Here is a 17,013-nt window from a genome sequence, read left to right on the forward strand (position 1 = left end):
AAGCTCTTAGTACCTTGAGAGTACCGGTTCGACCCGCCAGGTGTGGCCTTCGCCCCACAGAGAATCAGATTTTCCCCCTACAATCGTTGATTGTGTTCAACATATTCGGTCGCAGCAAGTCGAAACCGGGCCTGAAACCCCCGAGGGCCCCCGGGGATACGATCCGGGAGGACGATCTCGCTGACCTCATGGAGTGGAATGGGGGTAGGGCCCTCGTCGAAGGTTTCGTCGAACCGGAGACGGTGGTCAACGAGATGTCAGTGGTTCTCGTGGATGGTGACGGTGACTTTATCCGCCGCAGTATCGGTGGGCCGAAAGGTATTGACGTGGTCGCGCGGCGACTCGGTGTTCCCATCTATGACGTGGAGGAAACCGGCTATCCGCAGCGTATGCGCGAACGTATCGAGCGGGAGCGCCTACTTCGTAAACGTCGTGAGCAGCAGGAGCGTCGCGCGAGATTTGAACGAGGTGAAACTCCGCGTCCCTGACACGGCTCCTAAGACAGGAAACCGGCTTCCGGACCATCGGTCGGAAACCGGTTTCCTGGTCGGTAAGAACTAGACGGTCATTCCGAGGCGATCGCGGTGAGTGCATCCACGATGGTGCGTACCGGCACACCTGTGGCGCGCTTCGGCGTGTACCCCCAGACTCCACCGGTGTTGAACGCTGGCCCGGCCACGTCGATGTGAACCCATTCGACACCTTCGGTAACAAAAGCACTCAGATAATGGGCGGCACCGAGCATGCCGCCAAACCTGGAGGGATTGACGTTACGGAGATCGGCAACCGAGGACTTCATTCCTTCGGCGACGTCCTCCGGGATGGGCATCGCCCAGGCGTCCTCACCCACAGCCCGACCGTGCGCGGCGATCCGGTCCCGGAATTCTTCGGATCCCATCACACCGGACGTTCGCACACCGAGGGCAACCAATTGTGCGCCCGTGAGGGTCGCAGTTTCGATGAGATAGTCCGGATCATCCTCACAAGCACGGGCGATCGCGTCGGCCAGGATCAGCCGTCCTTCGGCATCGGTATTCAAGATCTCCGATGTTGTTCCGCCGTAGTGGGTGATCACATCTCCCGGTCGGTAGGAGTCGCCACCGGGCATGTTCTCTGCCAACGGAACCGTGGCGGTCACGTTCACCCGCAGATTGAGGCGCGCCGCGGCGATGATTGAGGCGATGACGGCTGCGGAACCACCCATGTCCGAGATCATGTGATCCATGTTCGAGGCGGGTTTGATGGAGATTCCGCCAGTGTCGAAGGTGATTCCCTTGCCTACCAGCGCAACGGACTTCGAGGCCTTGCGTGGGTTCCAGGAGAGGCGGAGGAGACGGGGCTTCCTGGCGGATCCTCGGCCCACGGCGGTGATGCCGCCATACCCGTCCTTCAACAGGCGTTCATCATCGAGAACCTCGACCTTGATTCCGTGTTCTCGGGCTTCACGCGCCGCGATCTCGGCGTAGGACTCCGGGTAGAGGTGAGAGGACGGGGTGTTCACCAGGTCGCGGGCGAATACCACCGCTTCCACGGTGATCTGCGCCCTGACGAACTCCTTTTTGTCGCCGCCGAGAAAGACAACCTCACCGACCGTCCGCTTCTTTGCGGGGGCCTCATCGGTCTTCAACCCGCGGTACTCGTACGCGCCGAGGGCGATTCCCTCGACAGCGGGCCGCAGGCCGAACGCACCGATCGTGGTCGCCACCGTCGTGAACCCCCGCAACTCGCGGGCGGCGACACCGGCTGCCCGGCGTAGACGGTCATCATCAAGCTCATCCGAATTTCCCAGCCCCACCGCGACAACCGTGCCGACCCCGGTCGCCTTGAGCCCAGGTACCCGGGTGACCTCTTCTTTGGCCCCTGTGGCACCGACTGAAACCAGTTGCTGCCACACGGCGATTTCTACCTCATCATCGAACATGCCTGTTGCAGCGAGTTCGAGCCCCTCGTTCCCCTCGAATACCGCGACGAGCAATGCGTCGGTGTCATCGGGGAGTTTCTTCGCGAGGCTGAGGGCAGGGACACTGCCTCGGGCCGGAAGTGTGAAAGTGGCAGACACAGTGATAATCCTCCAGAGATAACTTCGTCGGACGGTGATGGCCGAGAACCCGGAATGAATCTGAGTACCACGATCCGTCCCGGGCACGCGAACAAGCCTAGCCTGACCGGGGGAACATCGCTCGATAAGGGGACGTCGGAACACAACCGGTTCCCGGATCGGGGAGGTGTAACCTGATCCGCATGAGCTCCCTGACATTCGAAGTGACCCGGAACGAGAACCCGACCAGTGCCGAACGACGAACAGAGATCCTCGCAGATCCCGGTTTCGGACGCTCCTTCACCGACCACATGGTCACCATCGAGTGGACCGCTGAGAAGGGGTGGCATGACGCACGAGTACGCCCTTACGGACCGCTGAGCCTTGATCCCTCCACCTCGGTGCTGCACTATGGTCAGGCCATCTTCGAGGGCCTCAAAGCCTACCGTCATGCCGATGGATCCATTCGTAGTTTCCGTCCCCATGCAAACGCAGAGCGCCTCCAGCAGTCCGCGGCCCGTATGGCCATGCCGGAGCTTCCTGTCGACGTTTTCGTGGAATCGGTACGGCAGCTCGTGGACATCGACCGTGACTGGGTTCCCACAGCGGGTGGGGAGGAAGCGCTTTACCTGCGACCGTTCATGATCGCGACCGAGAGCACACTCGGGGTGCATCCGTCGAACAGTTACACCTATGCGGTCATTGCGTCACCTGCCGGCGCCTACTTCCGTGGCGGAGTCAACCCCGTCTCCGTCTGGCTGTGCGAGGATTTCGTGCGGGCCTGCCCCGGGGGAACCGGTGCCGCCAAGTTTGCGGGAAACTACGCTGCTTCCCTGAAAGCTCAGGCTCAGGCTGCGGAGAAGGGATGTGACCAGGTCGTCTGGTTGGATGCGATCGAGCATTCCTACGTCGAGGAAATGGGGGGGATGAACCTGTTCTTCGTCTACGGTGACGGCGACGCAGGACCCGGTGAAATCACCGTCGCCACACCAGCACTCTCCGGTTCGCTTTTACCGGGTGTCACCCGCCGTTCGCTGCTCCAGGTCGCGAAGGACCAGGGGTTCAGGACCGAGGAGGTCCGCATCTCCACCGAACAGTGGCGTTCAGATGCCGCTTCCGGACGGTTGAGAGAGGTGTTCGCTTGCGGCACAGCGGCGGTGATCACGCCAGTTGGTCACGTGAAGAGCAATCAGGGAGACTTTGACATCGCAGGTGGAGAGTCCGGCGAGATCACGATGAAACTGCGTGAGATCCTCACCGGAATCCAGAAGGGTGAGATCGAGGACACCCACGGATGGTTGTACACGCTGGTCGAGTGATGGAGCCGGGTGATTCTGCGCTTTTCACCCGTCGATGAGTGGACCGGGCCTCCTTCCTGTGCGATCTGGGGGCCCGCTTCTTCCCATGCACCGGAGGGCGTGATGTTCAGGTTGGTCAGATACGGCAATGGACGGCAGTGAGCAGGGCCAACGTAACCACTGCAGTGGACATCTCTATCAACGCCCCGATGCAGTCCCCGTTGAGGCCACCCAGTCTGCGCGCGAGATGTCCTGCCACCGCCAACGCGAAGATCACGGCAACGAACCCGGCGAATGCAACCCCTGTGACGACCTCGGGAAGAACATCTCCACTCGGCAGGATGAGTGCACCCGTACCACCGACAAGTCCGCTGATGGATATCCACCAGAGAGCGATCCATCGGAGCGGTAAGGTGCCGATGATCAGGGCACCGAAGCCGGTTCTGGAAAAGGGCCGGAACAGTCGGCTGCATCCGACCATCGCCGCCATTCTGGCGAGAGCGGGCACCACCGCGACAAGGAGCAGTCCGTTTACACCTGAATATGAGGTGATCAGGTCGGACAACGCAACCACCTGTACCCCCACGGTCAGTACGACCGCCGTGACACCGAGAGCACCGGTGTACCGGTCCGAGATGATTTCCCGTGCGCGTTCCGGGGCGGCGTAGGAACCCAGCGCGTCGCCGACATCCGCGAGACCGTCGATGTGCATCATGCGGGTCAGTAGAGCCCAAGACACAACACAGAGCATCGCGGTCACTAAGGGGCCGAACCCCACTACCTCGGCTACGGAGCAGATGAGGACTGCGGCGGCCCCGAGGACCAGCCCGGGGACTGGTAGTACAGCCATCGCCCTGCGCCCGGTGATCCTGTCGAAGACTGTGGCTCCCCGGAAAGGAAGCACGGTTAACCAGCTCAGTACCGTAGACAGCCCCTCAGTGATCGCCGGGCCGTGTTCGCCGGTGGTTTCGGCGGCTTTACCGGACACCGTTAGTTCGCCCCGGACACACCGGCTGATTCGAACGTTGTCATATCACGCATCACGTCGACGGCGACTTTCACGAGTGGTAAGGCAGCGGCTGCGCCTGAGCCTTCACCCAGGCGCATCTGAAGTTCGATGATCGGCTGTTTCCCCAGATGTTCGAGGGCGATGCCGTGTGCGGGCTCGGCACTGCGGTGGCCGGCGAGCCACCATTCTGAGGCTCCGGGGGCGAGACGCTCCGCCCACAGTGCCGCGGACGTCACCACGACGCCGTCGAGAATCACAGGGGTACGCCGTACCGCGGCTTGCGCAAGGAACGCAGCCAACGCGGTTATGTCGGGAGAAGACACTGTGCGGAGCACGGCCACGGGATCATGCACGAGGTTCCTTGCGCGGAACATAGCGTCCCGGACGGCCGTGGTCTTCCGTTTCCATCCCTCATCGTCGATACCGCTACCACGACCGACGACAACTACCGGTTCCGTACCCGTAGCCAGTCCAATCAGGACGGATGCAGGTGTGGTGTTCCCTATGCCGAGGTCGCCCGCGATGAGGAGGTCAGCGCCCGAGTCAATTTCCCGGTCGGCGATGGTCCTCCCGACCTCGATTGCCCGTGACGTCTCGTCGGCGGTCATCGCATCCTCGACATTGATGGCTCCGCTCCCCCGACGAACGCGATCCGGCCCGTTGGCATCGTGATCGAGGGAGATGTCGGCAACTCTGACTCGGGCGCCCGCAGCACGGGCAAGGACATTCACGCCCGCGCCGCCGACCTCGTCGATGTTCCGTGCCATCTGGAGCGAGACCTCCGCCGGGTAAGCCGAGACGCCGTACCTGGCAACCCCGTGATCGCCTGCGAAGACAACGATAGACGGGTCAATGAGGGGGACTGGGGGACAAGATCCCTGACATGCGGAGAGCCACGCGCCGATCTCTTCGATTCGACCGAGGGAACCGGCGGGTTTCGTGAGCGTGAGTTGGTGTGCGACAGCGGCCCGGTAAGCCCCCGCATCGGGAGATGTAACGGCTGGGAACAGATCGGCATCGGTCATGGAGCTGTCTCCTTCGATCAAAATTCGGGTGAGAGCTGAATGCCGTACCGCTGACACGGAGGCCATTCACGCTGGTGTCTTTTCCCGGATGCCATCTGTTGGTTCCCGGTGACGCTGAAATTGGCTGTTGAGTTACTTCAAGACTAGCGGCAGACCGGCAACAACCAGTATGACCCGATCGCAGACCTCCGCGAGCTCAGAGTTCAGCCTGCCGATTTCATCTCGGAACAGTCGAGCCGAACGCTGTTCGGGGATGACACTCATTCCAACTTCAGGTGACACGAGGATGAGATCGAAACCGACCGGTAACCGCGCCACCGCGGACACCAGTTCCCGACAACGTGGAGCGACGGTACCCCGGGGTTCCTCCCACGCGGCTGCGGTATCGACGGTGGACGTCAACCAGGTGCCGAGGTCATCGATGATGATCCAGCCTGGAGGCGGATTCATCAGTACATCGACCGCGTCAACGGTGTCGACGGTGCGCCAGTACGACGGACGACGCGCGGCGTGCTCACGGATTCGCGCGGAAAAATCGTGATCACCGGGCCAGGGCCGAGCTGTAGCCACATAGGTGACATCAGGAGCGTCGGGGGGAACCAGAATCTCGGCATACGATGACTTACCGGAACGGGCACCTCCGAGGACAAGCGTGCGCATCGTACCCGGACCCCGTTCTTATACCTCGGCTCCGACAGTGACACGCGGTTTCGGGGTGCGCAGTTTCCGTGGCTGCGTCGCACGGGAGTAAGCGTAGAAACCAAGGGATACCCCGGGGGCGGTACTGCCGGGGAAACGCTCCCGGGTGGCACGGTTCACCCTGCGGGCGATCACGACCCCCTCGATGAAGAACATCAGGATCACCGCCATGGCGATCAACGTCAACGCGTTGGCGACGACCGGGTAGTACTGCGAGGTGAACATGATGACGAGCAGAACAAGGGCGACCGGCATCACCAACGAATTGAAGAATCGTTGACTGTCGACCCAATCGCGAACGAAACGCCGTTCATCGCCTTTGTCCCTGTCCTGGAGGTATCGGTCATCGCCTGCGTCGATGTGTTTCTGTACTTCACGTCTGCGGGCTGCGCGTTCGTCGCGTTCGCGTTTCTTGTACGCCTTGTATTCCTGTTTGGTCATTGACGCCTTCAACGCCTTCTTGCGTTCCCGCATCTGCCGGAGAGTCTGTGGATTGTCGACTGGGTCCCGGATGATGCCTCTCTCGCGCTCAACCTCCTTACGTTTGGGAGTTGGACGTCCCTTGGGTGGGGTGTACCCCTTGGGGAGTGAGCGCGAAGGAGCGTCATGTTCGTCGGTGGAACCGGCCCCGGTGGGTCCGGACTGCGTTGTGCCGTCGGAGGCACCGGTGCTCGAGGATTTCTGCCAGGGTAGTTTCACACAGTCAAGATTACAGCGGGTCTCAGCGGCTCGGGGTACCGGGAGGGGCAGCACCGTGATCAGCGTTCCGGGTGACGTCTCGATCACGAGGTCACGATGTCGGTCCCCGCTCATACTTCGCTGGTGTGCGGGAGATGGCACCCGCCAGGTGCATCGTCCCCCGGCGCAGTAGTACGGTGGTGCACACAAGCTCGACGTCACCCTTCACGGGTGCCATCTATCAAGGAGAGACACCGACATGACCGCACCCGAGACAAGTACCGGTGTGATCCTCACTGAAGCTGCGGCTGCCAAAGCCAAGGCACTGCTCGATCAGGAGGGTCGCGATGATCTGTCCCTGCGTATCGCCGTACAGCCTGGTGGCTGTGCTGGGTTGCGCTACCAGCTTTATTTCGATGACCGTGATCTCGATGGAGACAAGGTCGATATGATCGGTGGTGTCCGCCTCGTCGTGGATAAGATGAGCGTTCCCTACCTCAATGGGGCGCGGATCGACTTCGCGGATACGATCGAGTCCCAGGGCTTCACCATCGACAACCCGAACGCCTCCGGTTCGTGCGCCTGCGGGGACTCCTTCAACTAATTCAGGTTGTTCAACACCGCTCTGGTCGGTACGTAGGAAGAAAGATGACCGTTCCCGGCCCCGGGAACGGTCATCTTTCTTTGTGTTCCAGATGGTGGACTGTTGAAAAGTGCGGGAAAACGATGTCCGTACCGTACCCGATTCGGTTCCCACAGCCGGTGGTCCCAGACCCAGTTCGGCGCGTGAGCGTCAGATCTCGACCGGGTACTCCCGCTGTTCGATGTTCGGGTGGATCCGGTGCTCGACGAAAATCCCGTGCCAGATCATGAACGCCAGAACCGTCCACAGACGGCGGGAGTGGTCGGAGACTCCTTTACGGTGTTCGGTGAGCATCTCGCGGACGGCCGGGATGTTGAAGATGTGTTCCGTCCCGGATGCATTGATGGTATCCAATGCCCAGTCGTGGAGTTCGTCGCCGGCGAGCCAGTGCCGCATGGGAACCGGGAACCCTAGTTTACGACGATGCAGGACATGCGGTGGAACGATCTGTTCGAGTGCTTTGCGCAGGGCGTATTTCGTTGTTCCCTCCGCGATCTTCAGGTCATACGGGATCGTCTCGGCGACGGCGAACACCTCACGGTCGAGGAACGGGACACGAAGCTCCAGTGAGTTGGCCATCGTGATTTTGTCCGCTTTGACCAGGATGTCTCCGCGCATCCAGGTGAAGAGGTCGAGGTGCTGCATCCGCGCTACTGGGTCCATGTGTGTGGACTGCGCGTAGATGGGGGCCGTGACATCCGTGTGGTCCCAGTCGCGGCGGGCGTCGGGGAGCACTCGCTGTAGTTGCTCCCAGTTAAACGAACGCGCATTGCCGTAGTAGCGCTGTTCCATGGGCATAGTTCCGCGCTCGAGGAGTGACTTCCCCTTCATTCCGTCCGGAAGCGACCGGGAGAACATCGCGAGGGCTTTCTTCAGCGGGTCGGGTACCCGGTTGAAGGGGGCGAGCGACAGCGGTTCCTTGTAGATGGTGTATCCGCCGAACAGCTCGTCCGCCCCCTCGCCCGAGAGCACCACCTTGACGTGTTTTCTGGCTTCGGCGGCGACGAAGTAGAGAGGGACGAGCGATGGGTCAGCAACCGGATCATCCAGGTACCACATAATCTTCGGTACCGCGTCGACGTATTCTTCCGGTGAGACAACCTTGACGATGTGCTCTGCACCGATCGCCTCCGCAGATTCTGCGGCGACATCGACTTCGGAGTAGCCCTCACGTTCAAAGCCCGTCGTGAAGGTGAGGAGATTCGGGTTGTGCCGTTTGGCGAGGGTCGCGATGGCAGTGGAGTCGATTCCACCGGAGAGGAAGGATCCGACGGTTACATCCGCTCGCATGTGTTTTGCGACGGAATCCTCCAGCGCTGCGGCGATACGGTCGAAGAGATCCTGTTCGCGCCCCTTGGGGACAGGGCGTGCCGGGAACTGCGGTCGGAAGTAACGGCTCTGGATGACCCCGCCGCCGGGAACGACAGTGGCCGTGCATCCGGATTCGAGGCGGCGGACCCCGGCATGCAGGGTCTCAGGTTCCGGTACATACTGAAGATCGACGTAGTGCTCGATGGCGCGGTTATCCAGGGTGTGATCGAGTCCGATGGCCGGGCCCATCTCGAGGATGCACTTCTTCTCGCTGGCGAACACGGTGCCGTGGTCGGTTGTCGCGTAGAACAGCGGTTTGATACCAAAGGGGTCACGGGCGAGGAAGAGCTCGTGATCCTTGGTGTCCCAGATGGCGATGGCGAACATCCCCCGAAGGTGGTTCACGACATCCGCCCCCCAGTGGTGGAAACCGACCAGAATTGGCTCACCGTCACCGGAAGTGGTGAACGCATAGCCGCTCTCCTCGAGTTCACGCCGGAGCTCGAGATAGTTGTAGATCTCACCGTTGAAAGTCATGGTGTAGCGGCCGGGTTCACCCTCCGGGCCCCACGAGATCGGTTGGTGTGAATGTGCGATGTCGATGATTGATAGCCGATTGAAACCGAAAACGGCTGATTCATCGTGCCAGGTCCCGTCCTCATCCGGGCCGCGGTGCCGCATGCAGGGCAATGCCTGCTCAACAGCAGTCACGTATGATGCAGCGTCTCCGCCGGACGTGAGCATTCCTAGTAGACCGCACATTGCCGGTTGTCCTTCTTCCTGTTGATGCCGGGTGATTTTGAGCCTGTCCGTGCCGGGGCCGGACCCATTGGAGATACTGTACTTGGCTGTGGAACAGCTACGGTTCGAGCACCGCTGATCGGGTGGCGATACGGAGGGGGAATATTCTCTCTGACCGTAGTCTGGGGGTGGAATGGGGGGTATTCCTCTTGGTTTGGATCAGGGGGAAAGGGGCTCGATACTCCGGTGCGTGAGCTGACACGCTAGATGACGAGTGGGGTCATTCGCCCATTTGAGGGTATCCACAAGGATGAGATTGTGTGAGTTACCTAACAGGGGGAGGGGTTGATGTTGGGTCTGACCATGGCGCATGCAGTAAAATCCTCACCGTTCTATAAGGCGTGAAACGGTCACGTCGGTGCAGCGACAGCAGACGGCGTGGTTTCCCGGCCCGGATGCGATAGTCTGCGAAGTTAGGAAGGGCGTTGACGTCCTTATATTTTTAGTGTGGACAGGAAGGCAGACACACGTGGAACAGCGAAACAAGCGTGGTTTCAGGCGCAAGGCGATGCTCGTGGGCACCATCGGTGCGGGCAGTCTTGCACTGACCGGCTGTGATGTCGAGGCGCCAGGCGGAACGATCGGCCATCTTCTCCGTTTTGGATGGCCGGAGGGAATTACGCCTGAGGCCACGGCCATGGGTAACTTCTGGGTCTGGATCTGGGTCGCGGCCTGGATCATCGGAGCAGTGATGTGGGGGCTCATGCTCTATTCCCTCTTTATGTTTTCGGCGAAGCGTGCTGAGAAACAGGGGAAGGGTGAGTTTCCGAAGCAGGTCGGTTACAACGTTCCGGTCGAGCTGGTTCTCACCGTCATGCCCATTCTCATCGTTCTGACCATCTTCTTCTTCACTGTCCAGACCCAGGACAAGGTGACCGCGCTGGACAAGGATCCCAAGGTCAAGGTTGATGTGACTGCTTTCCAGTGGAACTGGAAGTTTGGTTACGGGGAGGTCGCTGCTGAGCTGTCCCCGACAGGAAACCTGTATGACGGAACTGATCAGGCACGCCAGGCGGCCGCGCAGCAGCATGAGGGCTTCGAGACGACCCGTGGCGCGGAGGGTGAGGCACATCATCCGAAGGAAGCCGGTCCGATTCATGGCAAGCCTTCGTCCGATTTGAGCTACCTCCATTTTGACAAGATCGAGACCGTGGGAACTACGGAGGAGGTTCCCGTTCTGGTGCTTCCTTCGCAAACCGCCATTGAATTCGATCTCGCTTCCGCGGATGTTGTTCACTCCTTCTGGATCCCGGAGTTCCTGTTCAAGCGTGATGCGTTCCCGCACCCGGAAGCGAACCTCTCCGAGCGCCGTTTCCAGGTTGCAAAGATCGAGGAGGAAGGCGCATTTGTCGGACGGTGTGCCGAGATGTGCGGTACCTATCATGCGATGATGAACCTGGAGATCCGGGTTGTCTCTCCGGAGCGGTTCACCGAGTATCTTAGATACCGGATGGAGAATCCGGATGCCCCGAACTCCGAGGCGCTGAAGGCGATCGGCGAGGCTCCTTACGCGACGAGCACCAGCCCGTTCCTTCCCGGACGTACCGACACACGTTCCGTCAGCCCCGGCAGCAACACCGTCGACCTCAACAAGACCGCACAGTAAAGGGAGCTGACCAACAATGAGGAATGCCTCCAAGATTTTCTACGGGATCACTGTTTTCATGGTGGTCATGACCGTGATCTACATCGTATCCACCATGCACCTCAATGATTCCGCGAATATTCAGGGCCTGGAGTGGGTCGGCGCGACCGGTCTCGCACTGTCTGCGGCACTTGCACTGATGCTCGGCGGTTACTTTCATTTCACCGAACGTCGTATGGACATCCTTCCCCAGGACTGGGAGGAAGCTGAGGTTGAGGATGGATCCGGGATGCTCGGGTTCTTTAGTCCCTCGTCCATCTGGCCTTTCGCGATGACCTGTGCTATTGCGCTTCTTGGATACGGCGTCGTGTTCATGGCATATTGGCTGGTCGGTATCGGGGCTGTGCTACTCATCATCTTTGCCACGATGCTCAATCTGCAGTACGGCGTTCCACCCGAGAAGCACTGACCGGCGTATCGGTCGAAATTAGCGGTCCTCCAGCCTTCCGGAGGACGCCCCACAGTACCCCGCCCTTATTTTACGGGCGGGGTACTGTGGTTTTGCTATGTCGTTGGTGATCCGTGATGTTGTGCTGTTGAACATGTCGGTGGAAATGGTACAGGCTCTCGTTTCGTTGTCGAATACCTGTACGATCCTCCTCGTGGAGTCATCTCGTCTCAGAAGTTGGCGATTTGACGTGATTATGTCGTGTTCCGCTTCTCCACCTTTATTTATGTATGGGCAGAGAGGGTGGTGGGGGGACATGGCGCGGAGGAGTCGGAATGTGCCTCCGCGAAGAAGAATGCCTGCGGTGAATTTCCCTCTCCTGAACTTTCCGGTGGGGCTAGGCGATCCGTAACGCGCTGGCTGCATTAAAAACCCTGGTGAGCGGGGGTCAAACTAAAGTTGTAGAGGGCGCAATTCCAGTCGGTCTAAAATGTGAGATGGGTAACATCTGTTTTTCCGTTCCGTCCCCGATGGTCCTCTGGGGGGTGTTTAGGATTTACCGCGGATGACGCAATGTGGGGGAGGGGGTGAGGGGGTGTGGCCCTGCTACCTGCGAAAATCGTGCGTCGGATGGAAGAGGCGGAAAGTTCCACGGTCCAGGAAAATTTCCGGATAATTTAAGGAACGCCTGGAAGAACCTGCACCTTTTGATAATCGACTGATTGTCGTGGGGGGCGTGAGATGACTTAAACCTGAAAACCGACCATACTGGTTGACGTGACGAGCGCAGTAGGAAACCCAGGAATGGCAGCAACGCAACGTGTTGCGGCACTGAACCGACCCAACATGGTCAGTGTCGGCACCATTGTGTTCCTGTCGCAGGAATTGATGTTCTTCGCTGGTCTGTTCGCGATGTACTTCGTGTCTCGCGCCAACGGCCAGGGGGAGAGCTGGGACCATGGGACCAGCTTTCTCAACGTCCCGTATGCGTTGGTGTTCACCACCATTCTGGTGGCCTCTTCGTTCACCGCGCAGTGGGGCGTCTTCGCTGCGGAAAGGGGGGACGTCTTCAGCCTGCGGATCTGGTACACAATCTCTACTCTGATGGGTCTGACCTTCCTCGGGGGCCAGATGTACGAGTACACGCACGCGGTGCATGAGGGATTGACGATTCAGGGCAGTGTCTACGGTTCGGTTTTCTACATCACCACCGGATTCCATGCGGCCCACGTTCTCGCGGGTGTCCTCGCTTTCGTGGTCGTCCTGATCCGGGTCAGCAAGTCGAAGTTCACGCCGGCCCAGGCAACCGCAGCGATGGTCGTGTCGTACTACTGGCACTTCGTCGACGTCGTCTGGATCGCACTGTTCATCACTATTTACTTCATTAAGTAGGCCGTAGCCGCCGACGCGATCACGGACTCACCCCCGGGTATCCGCGCACAGGCCTACAGCCCTTCACTTTCCGAGCACACGTAATAAGGAAAATGATGGAAACCAACCCACAGACCACCGGGACCGCCGCATCAGCAGCGGCCTCGGCCAAAAAGGTCAAGAACCGCCGCAAGGTTCGGCGCACCGTAGCTGGTGCCGTCGCGCTGACGGTCGGACTGACTGGCGCCGGCCTCCTGGCTGGCGCTCTGACACCTGATGTTCAGACCGCTACCGCGGCCAAGGATGAACAGTCCATGATCCAGGAGGGCAAGGATCTCTATGACACCGCCTGCATCACTTGCCACGGGGCGAACCTCCAGGGTGTGAAGGACCGTGGTCCTTCACTGATAGGCGTCGGTGAAGGTGCCGTCTACTTCCAGGTTCACAGTGGCCGGATGCCGATGATGTCGAACAACGCTCAGGCGGAGCGGAAGCCCGCTCGGTACAACGAAGAGCAGACTCTCGCGCTGGCCGCTTATGTCAACGCCAACGGCGGCGGTCCCGGTATCGTCCGTAATGAGGACGGAACCGTCGCACTCGACAGCCTCCGGGGCAAGAACTACAACGGCAAAATCGACCCGGCCGACGTTGCCCGTGGTTCGGATCTTTTCCGACTCAACTGCGCGTCATGTCACAACTTCACGGGTAAGGGTGGAGCCTTGTCCTCGGGTAAGTTCGCACCGCCACTGGCACCGGCTAATGAGCAGGAGATTTACCAGGCCATGCTCACCGGGCCCCAGAATATGCCGAAGTTCTCCGATCGCCAGCTCTCTCCGGATGAGAAGAAGGACATTATCGCCTTCCTGAAGTCCGTCAAGGAAACCCCCGACCAGGGTGGTTACGGTCTCGGTGGTGTCGGACCAGTCGCTGAAGGCCTCCTGATGTGGCTGTTCGGCATCGTGGTTCTCGTCGCCGCCGCTCTGTGGATTGGATCGCGCTCATGAGCAACACCGAAAAGAAGTACACGACGCAGGAACTCAACGCGATGACTAATGAGGAGCTCGCCCGTCTGGGTACCGAGCTCGATGAGGTCACGGTCGCCTACCGTAAAGAGCGTTTCCCGCTGGATAATGATCCCGCTGAAAAGCGTGCGGTTAGGACCGTCGGATTCTGGTTCGGTCTCGGTGGTGTCATGGCCATGGCCTGTATCGCGATCTACATCTTCTGGCCTTGGGAGTACAAGTATCTCGGCCAGGATGGGCTGTGGGCCTACTCCCTTTACACGCCGCTTCTCGGACTGACGCTCGGTCTGTCGGTGCTTTCCCTGGGTATCGGAGCGGTCGAGTTCGTCAAGAAGTTCATCCCTGAAGAGGTGGCGGTCCAGCGTCGTCACGACGGTCCCTCCGATGAGGTCGACCGAAAGACCATTGTCGCACTGTTGAATGACTCCTGGGAGACCTCGACTCTCGGCCGCCGTAAGGTGCTCATGGGAATCATGGGAGGCAGCGCGGTGCTCGCTGGTCTCGCGATGTTTGTCCCATTAGGTGGAATGGTCAAGAATCCCTGGAAGAAGGGCCCTCTCGGTATACAGGGTGACGGTACGTTATGGACGTCCGGGTGGACGTTGTTCGACCACGGTGAAAAACTCTATCTGGGCCGGGACACCGGTGCCATCGCTATCGAACATGACGGTCATATGACAACCCAGGGGATCACACGGTTGACCCGTATGCGTCCCGAGGACATGGAGGCCGGCGGCATGGAGACGGTTTACCCACTGCCGGTGAGCTACGTGAACGACGGTGACGCCTACGATCCCAAGGCTGACGTCTACACGGAGCAGATGCACTCGATTCACGGGCCCCGTAACCCGGTCATGCTGATTCGCCTTCGTAGTGCTGACGCAGCCCGTGCCGTTCAGCGTGTGGGCCAAGAGGCCTTCCACTATGGTGACTACTACGCGTACTCGAAGATCTGTACCCACATCGGTTGCCCGACCTCGCTGTACGAACAGCAGACCAATCGTATTCTCTGTCCGTGTCACCAGTCGCAGTTCGACGTGCTGCAGTTCTGCAAGCCGGTGTTCGGTCCCGCTGCCCGCGCACTTCCGCAGCTTCCGATCACCGTCGATGATGAGGGTTACCTCGTCGCGGCTGGCAACTTCATCGAGCCGGTTGGTCCGGCCTTCTGGGAGCGTCGCTCATGAGTAACAAGAAACTTGCCCAAGTAGCCGACAACCTCGATTCACGGCTCACCATCTCCGGTGTCATGCGCACCCAGATCAATAAGGTCTTTCCGACCCACTGGTCGTTCCTCCTCGGTGAGATCGCGCTTTACAGTTTCGTGATTCTGTTGATGTCCGGGATCTACCTCACCCTCTTCTTTGATCCGTCGATTACCAAGGTCATTTATGACGGGACCTATGCTCCCCTGCGAGGCGTGGAGATGTCGCGCGCCTATGAGACTGCCCTGAACATCTCCTTCGAGGTTCGCGGTGGCCTGTTCATCCGCCAGTTACACCACTGGGCGGCTCTGATGTTCGCCGTCTCGATCATGGTCCACATGATGCGTATCTTCTTCACCGGCGCCTTCCGGCGTCCGCGTGAGGCAAACTGGATCATTGGTTGTATCCTGCTGCTGCTCTCCGTGGCTGAGGGCTTCTTCGGCTACTCACTTCCCGACGACCTGCTTTCCGGTGTCGGTCTACGAATCATGTCCGCCATCGTCATCTCACTCCCGGTTGTCGGCACCTGGATGCACTGGTTGATCTTCGGGGGCGATTTCCCCTCTGACCTGATGCTGGATCGCTTCTACATCGCTCACGTACTGCTGATACCGGGTATTCTTCTCGCACTCATCGCTGCGCACCTGGCGCTCGTGTGGTTCCAGAAGCACACCCAGTTCCCAGGGCCTGGACGTGCGGAGAACAACGTCGTTGGCGTTCGTATTCTTCCGGTGTTCGCTGTGAAGTCCGTGGCATTCGGTTTGATCACCTTTGGTCTTCTTGCGCTGCTCGCAGGTATAACCCAGATCAACGCTATCTGGAACCTCGGTCCGTACAATCCGTCGCAGGTTTCGGCCGGTTCCCAGCCGGATATCTACATGCTGTGGACTGACGGTGCTGCCCGTGTCATGCCTGCGTGGGAGCTGTATTTCGGTAACCACACGATTCCGGCGGTGTTCTGGGTCGCTGTGATGCTCGGTATCCTGGTCGGCCTGCTGTTCGCCTACCCGTTCATAGAGAAGAAGATCACGGGCGACGACGCTCATCACAATCTGCTCCAGCGTCCGCGGGACGTGCCGGTGCGTACCTCGATTGGTGTCATGGCGATGGTTTTTTACTTCCTACTGACCTTGTCCGGTGGAAATGACCTATTTGCTCTGCACTTCGATATCTCCTTGAACGCCATGACCTGGATTGGTCGTATCGGGTTGGTTGTACTTCCGCCTCTGGCTTATTTCATGACGTACCGTCTGTGCATCGGGCTCCAGCGTTCTGATCGAGAGGTCCTGGAGCACGGTATTGAGACAGGCATCATTAATCAGATGCCGAACGGTGCATTCGTCGAGGTCCACCAGCCGCTCGGACCGGTGGATGAGCACGGTCACCCGATTCCGCTCGAATATGCTGGTGCGAAGGTACCGAAGCAAATGAACGAACTCGGTTACGCCGGGCACCCCGGACGCGGAGGTTTCTTCAAGGCTGACCCCGAAGATATCGCGGCGAAGGCACGTGAGATTGAGGAATCGAATCATCACGAAGAGACCGAGATGCTGCGGAGGTTGCAGGAATCGGTTCGTGCTGAGGATCGTGCCCGCGGGTTCGACAACTAGAATCATTTCCGGTTCTTCGAAATCGGTGAAACCCCGGATCTCCGGCCACATTCAAAGTGGCAGGGATATCCGGGGTTTCCCGTTTTCCGGTACTTCCAAAGTCAGTGGCGTTAGTGTTCCTCTGTTCCCCTTGTGCGGGCATCTGCGGGTGCGTGACACTGCTGCGGGCTATCCAACGGTGTTTCCGAGGTAAGCGGATTCGAGGACAGCTCGTGGCGTGAGGCGAACCGAAGTGGGGCCGATACTTCACAAATTCGATTTTCGACTGCTGCT

At 59.6% G+C, this 17,013-nt stretch carries 16 protein-coding genes; 9 read left to right on the top strand and 7 right to left on the bottom strand.

Translation table 11 applies throughout. The features are described 5' to 3' along the window. Nucleotides 1-92 precede the first annotated feature (92 nt). The gene (locus tag QWU43_RS01590) at nucleotides 93-488 is read left to right on the top strand and encodes an oxidoreductase (protein WP_370913789.1); all 396 of its coding nucleotides are present in this window, start codon (nucleotides 93-95) and stop codon (nucleotides 486-488) included. A gap of 77 nt (nucleotides 489-565) precedes the next feature. Here QWU43_RS01590 and QWU43_RS01595 read toward each other — a convergent pair whose 3' ends face one another. Next, nucleotides 566-2,059: a leucyl aminopeptidase gene (locus QWU43_RS01595; RefSeq protein WP_370913790.1), complete on the bottom strand. Its 1,494-nt coding sequence runs from the start codon at nucleotides 2,057-2,059 to the stop codon at nucleotides 566-568. A 182-nt stretch (nucleotides 2,060-2,241) separates the two neighbouring features. Here QWU43_RS01595 and QWU43_RS01600 point away from each other — a divergent pair, with 182 nt between their 5' ends. Next, entirely contained in the window at nucleotides 2,242-3,357 is a 1,116-nt protein-coding gene (locus tag QWU43_RS01600) for a branched-chain amino acid aminotransferase (RefSeq protein ID WP_370913791.1), read from the top strand. Between the two features lie 115 nt (nucleotides 3,358-3,472). Here the strand turns inward: QWU43_RS01600 and QWU43_RS01605 are convergent, their stop codons facing one another. From QWU43_RS01605 to QWU43_RS01625, 5 genes are all read right to left on the bottom strand, one after another. Beyond that, nucleotides 3,473-4,324, bottom strand: a complete 852-nt coding sequence (locus QWU43_RS01605) for an adenosylcobinamide-GDP ribazoletransferase (protein WP_370916984.1) — start codon at nucleotides 4,322-4,324, stop codon at nucleotides 3,473-3,475. A gap of 2 nt (nucleotides 4,325-4,326) precedes the next feature. After that, the gene (gene cobT, locus QWU43_RS01610; protein WP_370916985.1) at nucleotides 4,327-5,370 is read right to left on the bottom strand and encodes a nicotinate-nucleotide--dimethylbenzimidazole phosphoribosyltransferase; all 1,044 of its coding nucleotides are present in this window, start codon (nucleotides 5,368-5,370) and stop codon (nucleotides 4,327-4,329) included. Between the two features lie 132 nt (nucleotides 5,371-5,502). Beyond that, entirely contained in the window at nucleotides 5,503-6,030 is a 528-nt protein-coding gene (locus tag QWU43_RS01615) for a bifunctional adenosylcobinamide kinase/adenosylcobinamide-phosphate guanylyltransferase (RefSeq protein ID WP_370913794.1), read from the bottom strand. A gap of 18 nt (nucleotides 6,031-6,048) precedes the next feature. Continuing rightward, nucleotides 6,049-6,882: a DUF3043 domain-containing protein gene (locus tag QWU43_RS01620; RefSeq protein WP_370913795.1), complete on the bottom strand. Its 834-nt coding sequence runs from the start codon at nucleotides 6,880-6,882 to the stop codon at nucleotides 6,049-6,051. Further along, on the bottom strand, nucleotides 6,860-6,985 hold the full coding sequence (locus QWU43_RS01625) for a hypothetical protein (protein ID WP_370913797.1): 126 nt from the start codon (nucleotides 6,983-6,985) through the stop codon (nucleotides 6,860-6,862). The genes QWU43_RS01620 and QWU43_RS01625 overlap by 23 nt, the downstream gene beginning before the upstream one ends. A gap of 21 nt (nucleotides 6,986-7,006) precedes the next feature. Here QWU43_RS01625 and QWU43_RS01630 point away from each other — a divergent pair, with 21 nt between their 5' ends. Continuing rightward, a complete protein-coding gene (locus QWU43_RS01630; protein ID WP_370913798.1) occupies nucleotides 7,007-7,351 on the top strand; it encodes a HesB/IscA family protein in 345 nt (114 codons plus the stop codon). Between the two features lie 189 nt (nucleotides 7,352-7,540). Here the strand turns inward: QWU43_RS01630 and asnB are convergent, their stop codons facing one another. Next, nucleotides 7,541-9,463, bottom strand: a complete 1,923-nt coding sequence (asnB, locus tag QWU43_RS01635) for an asparagine synthase (glutamine-hydrolyzing) (RefSeq protein WP_370913799.1) — start codon at nucleotides 9,461-9,463, stop codon at nucleotides 7,541-7,543. Nucleotides 9,464-9,971: 508 nt separating this feature from the next. Here asnB and QWU43_RS01640 point away from each other — a divergent pair. The 6 genes from QWU43_RS01640 (at nucleotide 9,972) to QWU43_RS01665 (ending at nucleotide 16,740) form a co-directional block, all read left to right on the top strand. After that, nucleotides 9,972-11,108, top strand: coding sequence for a cytochrome c oxidase subunit II (locus tag QWU43_RS01640; RefSeq protein WP_370916986.1), 1,137 nt, complete (start codon nucleotides 9,972-9,974; stop codon nucleotides 11,106-11,108). A gap of 16 nt (nucleotides 11,109-11,124) precedes the next feature. Next, entirely contained in the window at nucleotides 11,125-11,556 is a 432-nt protein-coding gene (locus QWU43_RS01645) for a cytochrome c oxidase subunit 4 (protein WP_370913801.1), read from the top strand. A 756-nt stretch (nucleotides 11,557-12,312) separates the two neighbouring features. Then, complete coding sequence (locus QWU43_RS01650) at nucleotides 12,313-12,927, top strand: heme-copper oxidase subunit III (RefSeq protein WP_370913802.1); 615 nt, start codon at nucleotides 12,313-12,315, stop codon at nucleotides 12,925-12,927. Nucleotides 12,928-13,019: 92 nt separating this feature from the next. Next, nucleotides 13,020-13,910: a cytochrome c gene (locus tag QWU43_RS01655; protein WP_370913803.1), complete on the top strand. Its 891-nt coding sequence runs from the start codon at nucleotides 13,020-13,022 to the stop codon at nucleotides 13,908-13,910. Beyond that, nucleotides 13,907-15,112 carry a ubiquinol-cytochrome c reductase iron-sulfur subunit gene (locus tag QWU43_RS01660; protein WP_370916987.1) on the top strand — a complete coding sequence of 402 codons (1,206 nt, stop codon included), beginning with the start codon at nucleotides 13,907-13,909 and terminating at the stop codon, nucleotides 15,110-15,112. The genes QWU43_RS01655 and QWU43_RS01660 overlap by 4 nt, the downstream gene beginning before the upstream one ends. Then, nucleotides 15,109-16,740 carry a cytochrome bc complex cytochrome b subunit gene (locus QWU43_RS01665; RefSeq protein WP_370913805.1) on the top strand — a complete coding sequence of 544 codons (1,632 nt, stop codon included), beginning with the start codon at nucleotides 15,109-15,111 and terminating at the stop codon, nucleotides 16,738-16,740. The genes QWU43_RS01660 and QWU43_RS01665 overlap by 4 nt, the downstream gene beginning before the upstream one ends. Nucleotides 16,741-17,013: the final 273 nt, after the last annotated feature.

This window comes from Corynebacterium sp. CCM 9204 (assembly GCF_041357695.1).
Classification (GTDB): Bacteria; Actinomycetota; Actinomycetes; order Mycobacteriales; family Mycobacteriaceae; genus Corynebacterium.